At 53.4% G+C, this 13744-nt stretch carries 8 protein-coding genes and 1 other annotated feature; of the genes, 7 read left to right on the forward strand and 1 reads right to left on the reverse strand.

Going from position 1 to position 13744, the window contains the following annotated elements; genetic code table 11:
- The first annotated feature begins 26 nt into the window (after positions 1–26).
- Positions 27–274, forward strand: a binding site (T-box leader).
- A 164-nt stretch (positions 275–438) separates the two neighbouring features.
- From ileS to ACI1P1_RS22335, 3 genes are all read left to right on the forward strand, one after another.
- Complete coding sequence (ileS, locus tag ACI1P1_RS22325; RefSeq protein ID WP_416218660.1) at positions 439–3519, forward strand: isoleucine--tRNA ligase; 3081 nt, start codon at positions 439–441, stop codon at positions 3517–3519.
- Positions 3520–3604: 85 nt separating this feature from the next.
- Entirely contained in the window at positions 3605–4441 is an 837-nt protein-coding gene (locus tag ACI1P1_RS22330; protein ID WP_416218661.1) for a GNAT family N-acetyltransferase, read from the forward strand.
- Between the two features lie 149 nt (positions 4442–4590).
- On the forward strand, positions 4591–7263 hold the full coding sequence (locus tag ACI1P1_RS22335; RefSeq protein ID WP_416218662.1) for a MerR family transcriptional regulator: 2673 nt from the start codon (positions 4591–4593) through the stop codon (positions 7261–7263).
- Positions 7264–7369: 106 nt separating this feature from the next.
- On the opposite strand, the gene ACI1P1_RS22340 is transcribed toward ACI1P1_RS22335, so the two are convergent.
- Complete coding sequence (locus tag ACI1P1_RS22340; protein ID WP_416218663.1) at positions 7370–8704, reverse strand: voltage-gated chloride channel family protein; 1335 nt, start codon at positions 8702–8704, stop codon at positions 7370–7372.
- 238 nt (positions 8705–8942) lie between these two features.
- On the opposite strand from ACI1P1_RS22340, the gene ACI1P1_RS22345 reads away from it, so the two are divergent.
- From ACI1P1_RS22345 to ACI1P1_RS22360, 4 genes are all read left to right on the forward strand, one after another.
- Positions 8943–9164, forward strand: a complete 222-nt coding sequence (locus ACI1P1_RS22345) for a hypothetical protein (RefSeq protein ID WP_416218664.1) — start codon at positions 8943–8945, stop codon at positions 9162–9164.
- Positions 9165–9327: 163 nt separating this feature from the next.
- Positions 9328–11583 carry an AraC family transcriptional regulator gene (locus tag ACI1P1_RS22350; protein ID WP_416218665.1) on the forward strand — a complete coding sequence of 752 codons (2256 nt, stop codon included), beginning with the start codon at positions 9328–9330 and terminating at the stop codon, positions 11581–11583.
- A gap of 280 nt (positions 11584–11863) precedes the next feature.
- Positions 11864–12814, forward strand: coding sequence for an ABC transporter permease (locus ACI1P1_RS22355; protein ID WP_416218766.1), 951 nt, complete (start codon positions 11864–11866; stop codon positions 12812–12814).
- 14 nt (positions 12815–12828) lie between these two features.
- A complete protein-coding gene (locus ACI1P1_RS22360) occupies positions 12829–13704 on the forward strand; it encodes a carbohydrate ABC transporter permease (protein WP_416218666.1) in 876 nt (291 codons plus the stop codon).
- Positions 13705–13744 lie beyond the last annotated feature (40 nt).

Raw genomic sequence — 13744 nt, forward strand, 5'->3', positions numbered from 1 at the left:
TCAATATTTTTAAACTGATATAACTTTCAAATTCGCTGACGAGAACAAATAAGCTGTTGCCCGATCCCCAGAGAGTTGGCCCCGTGCTGAAAGCCAACGTTCAGGAAACAGCCGAATATCCTCTCCGAGAAGGAAGGCTGAACGAAAGTAAGCCGACCCGGAATCCCCGCCGTTACAAGGGCCGCGTATGAACACGTACGCCGGAACAGCGCCGCACGGGCTTTTGATGCCAGCGGAACGAGGGTGGTAGCGCGAGAGCAATCTCGTCCCTTAGGGGACGGGATTTTTTTATGCAAAAAATACTCTTGTCCATTGCATTATTATTCGGGGCTCCCCCAAAAGTAATCGGATTTCACCTCGAAGCATCACGTCACTTTTGGGGGAATATTTTGTTTTCCGGCAGAAAAGAAAAGCTAAGCTGAAAGGATGAGCAAACAGATGAAAACCGTCGATGTGAAGGAAAAGGCCCGGCAACGGGAATTGCGGGTGCTGGCGCAATGGCAGAAGGAGGATACCTTCCGCAGGTCCATCACCAACCGGCAGGGCAGCCCCCGGTTCGTGTTCTACGAAGGACCGCCTACCGCTAACGGCAAGCCCCATATCGGGCATGTGCTGGGACGTGTAATCAAGGATTTTATCGGCCGGTACAAAACCATGTCCGGTTACCAGGTCATCCGCAAGGCAGGCTGGGACACTCATGGGCTGCCGGTGGAGCTTGGAGTCCAGAAGCAGCTGGGCATCTCCGGCAAGCAGGAGATTGAGACGTACGGCGTCGCCCGATTTGTGGAGGATTGCAAAGCCAGTGTCTTCGAATACGAGCGCCAGTGGCGGGAGCTGACAGAGGCCATCGCCTATTGGACGGATTTGGATCATCCCTACGTCACCCTGGATAACGATTACATCGAAAGCGTCTGGCATCTTCTGTCCACCATCCACAAGAAGGGTTTGCTGTATAAGGGTCACCGGGTGAGCCCATATTGCCCCTGCTGCCAGACGACACTCAGCTCCCACGAGGTTGCCCAGGGGTATGAGGACGTTAAGGATTTGAGCGCTACCGTGAAGTTTCCCAGCAAGGAGAACGGGCTGGTATTCCTGGCCTGGACCACCACCCCGTGGACGCTGCCCGGCAATATTGCTCTAGCGGTGAACAAGGACATGGATTATGCTCTTGCCCGCCAGCAGGGAGAAACCTACGTGGTCGCCTTGAATCTGGTGGAAAAGGTGCTGAAGACAGATTATGAGATTCTATCCGTGAAGAAGGGTGCGGAACTGGTAGGCATGGCCTACGAGCCTCCTTTTGACAGCATCAAAGGCGCAAACGGCTTCCTTGTGGTGGATGCGGATTATGTCAGCGACACCAGCGGCACCGGAATTGTGCACACCGCCCCGGCCCACGGCGAAGAGGATTACAGAACCGTCCAGAGGCATGGGCTGGACTTTCATAATGTGGTGGATACGGCCGGTCGGTATACAGCTCAGGTGGAGGAATTCCAGGGGCGTTTTGTAAAGGATTGCGATGTGGATGTGGTGCGTTATCTGGCCGAAAAGGGACTGCTGTACGCCAAGGAGCGCTACGAGCACAGCTACCCCTTCTGCTGGCGCTGCAAATCTCCCTTGCTCTACTACGCCACTGAAAGCTGGTTCATCCGGACCACGGCGGTGAAGGAGCAATTGATCGAGAATAACAGCCGCATCGAATGGTATCCCGGCCACTTGAAGGAGGGGCGCTTCGGGCGTTTCCTGGAGGAGCTGGTGGATTGGAATATCAGCCGCAACCGGTATTGGGGAACGCCGCTGAATGTGTGGGTGTGCCCGGACTGCGGCAAGGAATCCGCGCCGGGCAGCCGCCGGGAGCTCCGGGAATGGGCTGCGGGGCCTGTGCCGGAGGAGTTGGAGCTGCACAAGCCTTATGTGGACGGAATTAAGCTGCGCTGCTCCTGCGGCGGGCTGATGGAACGGACCTCCGAGGTGATTGATGTCTGGTTTGACAGCGGGTCCATGCCTTTTGCCCAGTATCATTATCCGTTCGGCGATGGAGAAACCTTCCGGGAGCAATATCCCGCCGACATGATCTGTGAGGGGATTGACCAAACCCGGGGCTGGTTCTTCAGCCTGCTGGCCATCTCCACCCTGTATAACGGCCAGGCGCCGTACAAAGCGGTAATTTCCACCGGCCATGTGTTAGATGAGAACGGATTGAAGATGTCCAAAAGCAAGGGCAATGTCATCGATCCGTGGGAAATCATCGAGGAATACGGGGCCGATGCCTTCCGCTGGGCGTTCCTGTCGGACAGCGCACCGTGGAGCAGCAAACGCTTCTCCCGCCAGATTGTGGCAGACGCTAAATCCAAGGTGGTGGATACCATCCAGAATGTCCATGCCTTCTATGCCCTGTACGCTTCCATCGACGGCTACCGTCCGGAGGCTCATCTGGTAAAGCAGCCGAAGCATGATTTGGACCGGTGGATCCTCTCCCGGCTGAATACCCTGCTGCTTCAGGTGGAAAAAGGACTGGAGGCCAATGATTTCCTTAATCCCGCCCGGCTGATCGAAGCCTTCGTGGATGAGCTGAGCAACTGGTATCTGCGCCGCTCCCGGGAGCGTTTCTGGGCGGACGGCCTTCCAGAGGATAAGCTGGAGGCCTATCAGACCCTGCGGCAGGTGCTGCTGACTCTGGCCCGGATGACGGCTCCCTATATGCCATTTTTGGCCGAGGAGCTGTACGGAAATCTGGGTGGGGAGGGAAGCGTTCATCTGGCGGATTATCCCCGCGGTGACGCTGCCCTGTCGGATTCCGGGCTGGAAGAGCAAATGGAAACCGTCCGTCAGGTGGTGGAGCTGGCCCGCAATATTCGCAATGAAACGGGACTCAAAACCCGGCAGCCCTTGTCCCGCCTGCTTCTCGTAATGGAACAGCCTTTGTCCGTGGATAGATTCGGCGCCATCATCCAAGAAGAGATCAACGTCAAGAAGATTCAGGTTTTGGAGGAGGATGCCGAAATGGTGGATCTGTCCTTCAAGCTCAATCTCAAGCTGGCAGGCAGAACCTATGGACCCTTGGTGGGACCAATCCAGCAGGCCTTGAAGTTGTTGGCAGGAGATACGGCTCGCCAAACGTTGAAGGATGGTTTTGTTGAGGTGGTGGTGGAGGCGAGGACGGTCCGGTTATCCATGGAGGAGCTTCTCGTAGAAAAGAAGGCTAAGGACGGCTTAGCCTCCGCATCCGGCTATGGCATTACCGCGGCGCTGGATACAGCGCTAACCGCTGAGCTGATCGAAGAGGGCCTTGTCCGGGAGGTGGTGCGGATTATCCAGGATTACCGCAAGAAGCTGGAGCTTCCCATTGACAAAAGAGTGCTTTTGGTGATGGATGCAGGCCGGTCGCTGGCTTTGGCTTTGGAGCATTTCGAGGGGGTGCTGCGGGAGAGTGTCCTGTTGTCCGGCATACGGTATGCCCGGGAGGATGGGATGGAGGAGTTTGCCGTAGGAGCGGATATGCTGCGGCTAAAATTGGAGTAGACTTCCATTTTGGGAAGCTGTAAAATAGCGGGAAGGTTTATTCATAGAATTCTTAGATAGAATCGGTGGCGGGAGGTTGTTGTCGGTGATCAGGTTGGCAAACAAGGATTATGGGAAGGCGGAGGAGGCGCTCCGCCGTCTGCCCATTAATACAATGTTCGCGCAGAGCGTGCTTCGGGAATGTGTGGACGGAGAGGTATACGCGGACCGGGAAACGGAGCCGGAGGCTTTTTATGTGGCGCATCCATACGGAATGGCACTGTTGTTCGGAAAGTCGGGCAGCAGCGAATTTGAGGAGGAGCTGGCCAAACGCCTGACCAATGCGGATGGAAGCCGGTCTAAGCCGGAATGGCTTCAGACGGAGCCGGAGGCGGGGTGGGACATTGTGATGGGTTCGGTGATGCAGGCCCATCATGCGTTGTTGGCGGAAGCCGGACTGCCGGAGGATGGGGATCGGGCCATCTGGAAGAATACCCGGGTTAACTTCCGTTTTGATCCCGCCAAGTATGAAGTGGCCAAACAAACCCACCTGCAACGGGAGCACAACATTGTGCGGACCACAGGAGAGCTGTTCCACCGGCAGCCTGGGGCGGTTGTGCCCCGCTTTTATTTCAGGAATGAGGAGCAATTCGTTAACGAGGGAGTTGGCTTCACGGCACTGAACGGAGGTGAGCCGGCGGCAACGGCCTTCTCCGCCTTCCGCAACGAGACAAGGCTGGAGATCGGCATTGAAGCCTCGGAGGGTTTCCGCGGCAAGGGTTATGCCTTTGCGGTATGCTCGGCGCTGATCGATTATTGTCTGGAGAACGGCCTGGAGCCCGTCTGGTCCTGCCGCCTGGAGAACGATGCCTCATACCGTCTGGCCCAGAAGCTGGGTTTTGTACCTACTTTGACACTTCCGTATTACCGGCTGCCAATTTAAGTGTAGATCCATTGGGACATTCAACAAAACAGATCATGGGATTAGGCAGGCAGCAGATATTGCTGTCTGTCTTTGTATGCGGAGAATTCCATTGACTTTGACGCAGCGTCAAGTGGTAGTATTTTGAATAATGAGGAGGTGGAAAAAATATGGAGCTGGTCAAGATCACCCAGTTGTCGCAAGAGCTGGGGCTTTCGTCCCGCACACTGCGTTATTACGAGCAGGCCGGTCTAATCGAAAGTGTGCGACCGGAAAACGAGAAATACAGGTTCTACGCGCCGGAAGCAGTGGAGCGTCTCAAGCAGATTATAATCCTGCGCAAACTGCAGATACCCATTAAGGACATTTTGAGCATATACCAAAGTCAGGACATGGGTGTTATTGTGGAGACGTTTGTGAACCGGATCAAAGCGATTGAAGAGGAAGTGATTGCACTTTCCGAACTGAAACGGATTGTCAACGAATTCTTACAGACCATGATACGAAATGGGATTAAGCAAATATCTGTCCTGCCGCTGTTGTATGAGGAAATGGATAAACAGCTGAAAAACGTAGAAAAAAGTAATCCCGTAACCTATGAGCAATTGTCCGATGTCAGTGAAAGACTCGAAAAGCCGGTTGATGTGCGGATTGTTGAATTGAAGCCTATGCGGGTTTTATCCTCCCTGCACAAAGAATCGGGGATTTCCGAGGTTGAAGGCTTCTGGGATTGGCTGATCCAAAAGGGCATTCCCGCCGTCAAACCCGGACAGCATATGCTCTTTGAATATCAGGACGATACGTACCAAACCATTGTGATCCGGACAATTCCCGAAAGCTTCGTCAATGATGGCCCTTATATGGACGACATATTTCACGGGGGGCTTTTTGCAGTTGGAAGCGTATACCTGGATGATGATATGAATACGGCCTTCCGGGGAATGATCCGCTATTTTGACGGCAATGCCTATTATGAAGTGGATTATATGCACGATGGGAGACTGCGTCACGAGCCCCTTGTTGAATCAATTATTTCACCGGATGCCCAAAGGGAGAAGGTCGAATTGTTCCTGCCCGTCAAAAGCCGGGTACCAAACGCTGCCCTCTACGTCCCGAACCGTCGGGTGGAAGATATTTCACCAACTGAGATTGAAGAGGCAAACCCTGTTTTGTGGGGACGGGACATTCCGATGGACCAATTGCTCCCGATTCTTAACCCCCATTACCGTCTTACCGAATGGGGAGAAGCGGAGTACATCGCCTTTATTGATAAACGCCTCTTATCCACGGGGGTTGAGGTCAGAATTCCCTTCCGTGTCGATATCGAATTCCGTGTAGATGAAGCGAGCAGCCGGTTTGCTCACGGAAGTGATGAAGGGAGCATCCGCTTTCTTCACGGTAACCATACATACGGCATCAATATGGAGAACAATTCGGAAAGCGGGTTATCCAAACAAGCCATAAGCTTCAACCAGCCGGTTTTTGGGGATTATTTTGTATTTCCACAGCTGGGCCGCATCCATCCGGATGAATACAATTGTGTGACATGGATTATCGGTGAAAAACATCTTGCTGTGATAATCAACGGCGAAACAAGGTATTGTGGTGTGGATTTTCCCTACATGACAACGGATCTGCGGATACAGCCGGCTTATCCTGTTATCCTCGGCTCAAACGGCAACGGGAAACGGTATTTCCGCAAGGTCCGGGTATCTCAGCTGAAGCATGCCTTTAAACCAAAAATAAAAGGAGGAGAGCTTGCCATGTTTACAAAACAAAGCAACAATCTTTTGCCCAACATCCATCCGCTGATCACCATGCATTACGGGGAGAACTATTGGTTTAACGGTTGTGCGAGGTATGTGATGGAATGTCTCGGAGAGCCCGATTACGATTATTGGTTTTTTTCCGGGCTGACGGGGGATAGTTTGGCTCAGGTTTATGCTCGCGACCGTTTCCGGGGGGATGGCGCAACGGATTATCAGGTGGGCAGCGGGGAAAAAGGGAGGTTCATCGAGGGGGTTTTTGCTGCATGCGGCTATGCCAGCACATTCGTCCCACAGAAGGATGTAAGGTCGAATCCGGACATGTATCTGCAAACGCTGATGGCGTATATTGACAAGGGCAAACCTGTGATCCGGTATTTTTATGAATGGGGCGTTTTTGTCGGCTACGAGGATTATGGCAAAACCCTGCTTTATCTGATGGCAGATAAGCCTGAGCCTGAGCGTATTCCCTTTGATAAGGTTTTTGCCTCCCCAGAGCGTTTTGGAGCGGAATCCAATGAGTGGACAGACCTGCTTGGGTTTGGATGGTGTTTTGTAGGCGAAAAGAAGAATGAACCAGATCTTGGAATTATTTACCGGAATGTCATCATGGATATGCCTCGGCTTTTGACCATCCAAACCAAGGAATTCTGCTTCGGTGCCGAAGCATTCCGTTCTTGGGCAGACGAAATTGAGAATGGCCGGTTTGAAGGGATGAAACCCGAAGCATTTGATGATTGGGCCATGTACAAAATTTATGTATGCAATCTTGCAACCAATGGCAGCTGCCGCAGGTTTCTTGAAAGGGCCTTGGAGAAAAACCCGGATATGACCTTTATTGCAGAGATCATCCAACAATACAAGCAGCTGGCTGTGTTATGGAACGGAAGCGATGGCCAGACCCGCCACCAAGGCGATTGTTTGGAATCCCTTGGCGGCGGCTTTAATGTGACGCTGGAAGCTTTGACTCACATTGAAAAACGCAAAGCAATCGCGAACAAGATCCGGGAGTGTGCCGGCTGTATGTCCCGTGTGACCGAGATTCTGAACGAACACAGAAGTTATTTTAATCCTTGAGCATATCGTGCAATTGTTTGGTACGTACAATTCCTACATAAAAGAAGCAAATCCCCCACAACGGAGACTTGCTTCTTTTTTAGTTTTGATATCGGTTGTGGGAGGGTCACTGTTCCCGTTTATTATTTTTGTCCCGTTTTCCGGCAGAAAGCATCCCGTTCAGCTGGCCCAAGGTAGCGCCGGGTATCAGCTCCAAGGGAAACTTGGCGCTGCCGATACGCTGGGAGGTGTAAATTCCCGTGTGACCCGACACCAGATAACTGATCAGGCAGGCCATGAACATATACAAGGCGCCCTGTGAGCCGAACAGTTCGATGCCCATAATAAAGCAAGCGATGGGCGTATTGGCGGCTCCGCAGAATACGGCGATAAAGCCCAGTCCTGCTAAAAACGGAGCAGGCAGCTGCAGGAGCCCGGACAAGCTTTGGCCCAAGGTGGCCCCAATGGCGAACAGCGGTGTCACTTCGCCACCTTGGAAGCCTGTCCCCAGAGTGATAGCGGTAAAAAGCAGCTTCCAGGCAAAGGCGAAGAGCGCTGCACCGCCGCTGAAGGCGTCTTGAATCAGCGGGATGCCCAGTCCGAGGTAATCCCGGGTGCCAACTGCATATACCAGAATAATGACGGCGGTACCGCCGACGAAGCTTTTCAGCATGGGATTGGTGAGAAGGCGGGCGGACCATCTTTTGAGGAAGTGGGTGAGTTCACTGAATATCAGGCTCACCAGACCGAATATGACCGCCGCGGCAACAACCTTACCTGCTACCGCCAAGGTAAGCTCCGGAACCGCTCCCATGCTGTAATGCAGATGGGGCACCCCCCAGAGAGCTGTGGTGGTCAGATGGCCCACCAGGCTGGCCACAAAGGCGGGAAGCAGCGCCTCATGGGAGATGAGGCCGATTGCCAGCACCTCCAGGCTGAAGACCGTTCCGGCCAACGGTGTGCCAAAAACGGAGCCGAAGCCGCCGCTGATGCCGCAGATCAGAAGAATCCTCCGGGTAGCTGGAGATACCCGCAGGAGCCGTCCGAAACCGTCGGCCAAGCTGCCGCCCATCTGCACAGCGGTACCCTCCCGTCCGGCAGATCCTCCGAAGAGGTGGGTAATGAGCGTACCGGCCAGTACCAGAGGCGCCATCCGCAGCGGAACAGCCTCCTGGCCGTTGTGAATTTGCTCCAGAATGAGATTATTGCCTTTGCCGCTGGTTTTTCCCATCTTCAGGTAGAGATAGCTGACCAACGCCCCGCCCAAGGGCAGCAGGAAAAGCAGCCACCCATGACGGAGCCGCATATCGGTTACATAACTTAAGGCTGTCAGAAAAAAAGCGGAAGCAGTACCTGACAAGAGACCAACTCCACTGCCAAGAAGCAGCCACCGCCACCAGGAGCTCAGCATGGCGGCGGGTTTTAATTTTTGCGATTGTGCGTTCTGAAACAACTGTATCATTTCCGTTCACGGTTCCTTCCAAAGGTAACACTTGAGTATTGGGACTGATCTGGTAATGAATATTTATCCAGTATAACAAAAGAGGGGAGCCGGTTAAAGAAAGGAATTGCTTCATGTTTTGCACTTGTGGGCTTAAATAGATGGGACATTGTTTGTCCAATATCATGTTGGTATTAATGGATGTCCTCCGCAAGCGCATACATTACCTATGCCTTCCCAATTTAAAGGAATGTGAGTGATGCGCGCCATGGAGATCATTTGTTCGCAATGCAAGGAAAGGATACCGGAAGGATCATTGTCTTGCCGGTATTGCGGAACAGTTGTGACTAAAGTCGGAGGAGCATCACCGCCGGCCGCAATAGCAGACGAAGTCAAGAAAAAGAGCTTGGCCGTGAAGCTGTGGCTTCCCGTTGTGATCGTGCTTGTGCTGGCCGTAGTGCTGGTGCTTGTCCTGAAATAATCCGTCCGGTTCAACGGCTTCTGAACAACCAATCCGGAGCAGGCGATATGGCCTGGCTGGATTGGTTGTTTGTGTTTATGGGCAGGAAAGGTAACGGCTTGCAAAATGGGATTGATTTTTCATGAACATTGTGGCAACGTGGAGATAGTCAGGAGGGAGCCCATTGAACCACAGCTGGTATAACCGCTTGCTCATCTCATATATGCCGATTTTTATTATCGTCCCCAGCCTGCTGCTGGTTATTTTCTATTTTGGTTCCGCCGAGCTGTCCCAGAAGGAGACGGCCAAGGCCAACGAAGTGTTTTCCCGGCAGGCGGTGCAATCCCTGGACTATTCCTTTCGTGCCATCAGCGAAATGATGAACCGGGAGATCATCTCCAATGAATTCGAGCCTTTTTTCTCCGATACGGGCAATCCCTATATCGCCGCCCACAACGCCTCCACCCGGTTGATCCAGCTGAAGCTGTCCAATCCGCTGATCGACTCCCTCTATTTGTACCGTTTATCCGATAAGGTAGTGCTGAGCCATCAATCCATCAGTCCCCTGGAGCAATTCTCCGACAGGGGCGTTATTGATCGGGCTGTTAACGGCCCGGTGCCTACCGGGTGGTCCGAGCCCAGAAACGCCGGGCCGTCGCCGGAGGTCTCCCATATGGTGGTGAGCCTCACCCGCAGTATCCCCCTCATTACTGGTGAGAAGGGGCTCATGGTGGTGAACGTGTCCGCGGATGCCCTGCGGAATCTCCTGAGGGACATGATCGGCAATGAAATCAGCTTCATCCATCTGTACGATGCCAACGGCCGTTTCCTGCTGGGCACCGAAAACGGGCTGCAGGCGGAGGAAGGGGCTACGCTCATCCCTCCCAACCAGAAGCAGGAGCTGTCCCGGGTGGTGTCCACCTATACGGGCTGGCAGATCCGCAGCGGCATGGTAGGCGGTTCCTTCCTGCAGATCCTGTTGAAAATTTCGTTTATCTGGATCATCATGGTCATCCTCATCATCACTGTAGGACTGGGCTGGCTGGTGCTGGTTTCCCGCCGCAATTATAAGCCGGTAGCCACCATGATGCAGCGGATCAGCAGCATGACCGGCAAGCTGCTGCCCTCCCCGGCGCAGAAGACGGGCAATGATGAATTTTCCTATATCGAATCCACCCTGAGTGAAATTATCCAGGCTTCGGACGAGTACCGGAAGCAGCAGAAGGAGGATATCATCTACAAACGGCGCCACTTTTTCCATGAGCTGCTGGAGGGGAGCAGAACAGTAACACGGGACGAGTGGAGGCTGGAGCTGCCGAAATACGGATTGGAGCCGGATTTCCGCCAGCTTGCCGTGGGGCTTCTGGAGATTGACCGGTTTACCGATTTCAGCCAGGCCTATACCCATAAAAGCCAAGAGCTGCTGCGGTATGCATTGGTGAATGCTCTGGGCGAGCTGTGCCACAAACGCAGCCTGGCCGTGTGGCCGGATTGGCTGTCCAATGGACAAATGGGGATGCTGTTTCTCATCACGGATACTACCCAAGGCCCGGATTTGGATAAAACCATTATGGAGGTAGGCCAAGAACTCATCGTTTGGGTGGAGGCCAATCTGACCTTTACGGTAACCATGTCCTCCGGCGGCTTCGTTGCTGAGGTATCCGACATTTACCGGTCCTATGATGATGCCATGGAGGCCATGAAATATAAGTCGGTACTGGGGCGTGGACGGTTCATCGGGCAGAAGGACATTGGCGTCAAATCCGATGCGGAGCTCTACAAAGGGCTGCAGACCATCCGATCCTTGGCCCAGACATACAGGCTGGGGGACCCCCAGTGGGAGGAGCAGTTCGAGGCGTTATTCGGTGACCTGAAAACCGGACTGCTCTCCAGGGATGAATTAATGAACATCATGAATTATCTGGTGTACCACCTGTTCCGCGAAATGATGGAGCTGCCCCAGGAGATGCAGGAGATATGGCGCCAGGAGGCGGCTCCGGGCTTGAATGATGCGCTGGAGCGTTTCGAAACCATGGAGGAGCTTCATGCCGACTTCAAGAAGCTGTTGGAGGACAATGCGAGGAAGCTCCGAATGCTCCGCCAAAGCAAGAGCAATCACAGTGTTATTCAGGAGGTTAAGCGGTACATCGAGGAGCATTATTCGGACCCGAACATGTCCTTATCCCTGATCGGTGAGCAGTTCCAGATCAGCACCAGCTACCTGAGCAGATTGTTCAAGGATGAGTTCGGCGAAAATTTTGTGGATTACCTGGCCCAGGTGAGGATCGGCCATGCCCAGCAGCTGCTGAAGGAAACCCGGGAGACCATCCATGAGGTTGCCAGCCGGGTGGGCTACACCAACTATATTTCCTTCAACCGGGCCTTCAAGAAGGTAACCTCCACCACGCCGGGGGAATACCGGAGCCAAGAAGGTGCGTAACAGCATACAAGGATGGGATTGCGGAAGCGTCCCGTCCTTTTTTATTGGCATTCAAGAAATGATAGGGGTGCAAAATGTGAAAGGTTCTTGCACAAAAGCCAGCAGCAGCACGGGCTTTCAGCTGATTCAAAAAGTGATAGCCTCCTCAAAAGCTGTCAATTGTCCGAAGCCCCCGGTTCGGGTTACATTGTGATTGCGGCTAGCCGGATCGGCTTCCCGGACCGGGCAGCCTGTTTGGCCGGCAATCGGTAACAAGACGGAGGTGAGTACGATGAACGATATGGAAATCGCACAGACAAGCACAGGCCGCGGAACGGCGCCAAAACACACCTTGTCCGGGCGGAGGCGGTGGATGCTGAACAAGCCCCTCATCGTCATGTTTTTGCCGGCAGTAATCTTTTTCGTTCTGTTCAAGTACGTTCCCATGCTGGGGATTGTAATCGCCTTCAAGGATTACAATTTCGCCGACGGCATCCTGCACAGCCCTTGGGTGGGATTGGGGAATTATGAGTATCTGTTTAATAACCCGAAAACACTGACCATCATCCGCAATACCCTGGTGTTAAGCTCCCTCACCGTATTCGTGGGCTTCCCGTTTCCCATCATTCTGGCGATCCTGCTGAATGAGGTGCGGAAATCCTGGTTCAAAAAATGGACGCAGACGCTTCTGTACCTGCCCCATTTTCTCAACTGGGTTATCGTGGGCGGTCTGGTGGTCATGGTCTTCTCCCTGGAGACCGGCATTGTGAACCATTGGGTGAGCAGGCTGACGGGAGAGGCGTATCCCTTTCTCTTTAAGGAAGGCTCCTGGATTGCCATCTTCGTTGGCTCCGGGATTTGGAAAACGGCTGGCTGGTCGGCCATCATCTATCTGGCGGCCTTAACCTCCATTGATCCCAGCCTGTATGAAGCGGCCAATCTGGACGGGGCCAACAAATGGCAGCAAATCCGTCATATTACCCTTCCTGCGCTGCAGCCGACCATTGTTCTGATGTTTATTCTGAACATCGGCAATGTAATGGATGTGGGCTTCGACCAGGTTTATGTGCTGCAGAATTCCGTGGTCATCGGTGTAGCGGAGGTCATCAGCACTTGGAACTACAAGGTTGGTTTGGGCTCCGGCCAATTCAGCCACGCCACTGCCATGGGACTGTTTGAATCCTTAATCGGTCTCACACTAGTGCTGGTGGTTAATACGATCGCCCGGCGTTATGACCGGGGACTGTGGTAGGAGGGAGAAGAGGGATGAGAATTTCCGCTGGAGAAAAAATATTTTATGCTATTAACTATGTAATTCTGTCGCTGGCTTCCCTAAGCTGCATCCTGCCCATTCTCCACATCATATCGCTGTCCCTGAGCAGCGCCGAGTCCATTACGATGGGCCAGGTGGGGCTGTGGCCGGTAGAATTTACGGCAGAAGCGTACCGCAAGCTGGTCTCCGGCACCGATGTGCTGGGCGCCTTCCGCAACAGTGTGCTGATCACGCTGGTGGGCACCGCGCTAAATATGGTGTTTACTGTCTTGACAGCATACCCTTTGTCCAAGCAATATTTTTATGCAAGACGGTTTTTCACCCTGGCGATTGTGTTTACCATGCTGTTTACAGCGGGGCTGATTCCCAACTACCTGCTGATCAAATCATTGGGGCTGGTGAACACCTACGGGTCCTTGTGGCTGCCCGGACTGATCAGTGCCTATAATCTGCTCATTGTCCGGACCTTCTTCGAGAATATTCCCGAGGAGCTGGAGGATGCGGCCCGGATCGACGGCTGCGGGGAATGGCGGCTGATCATCCAGATGGTACTGCCTTTGTCCCTGCCGGTGATCGCCACCATTGCGCTGTTTTATGGAGTGGGCCATTGGAATGCCTTCTTCAATGTCCTGATCTACATTAACGATTCCTCCAAGTTTAACCTGTCCGTGCTGGTGCAAAATATGATCCGCAGCCAGTCCCTGATGTCGGAGCTGGCCCAGCTGGACCCGGACGCCTTCCGGAACCTGACGCCGGAGGCGATCAAGTCGGCAGGCATTATCGTCATGGTGCTGCCTATGCTCATTATCTATCCGTTCCTGCAGAAGTATTTTGTGAAAGGTGTGCTGATCGGCTCCATCAAGGGTTAAACCCGCAAGGGTACTATAAAAACACACATTATGGAGGGGT

Source organism: Paenibacillus mesotrionivorans (assembly GCF_046098205.1).
Lineage (GTDB): Bacteria > Bacillota > Bacilli > Paenibacillales > NBRC-103111 > Paenibacillus_AR > Paenibacillus_AR mesotrionivorans.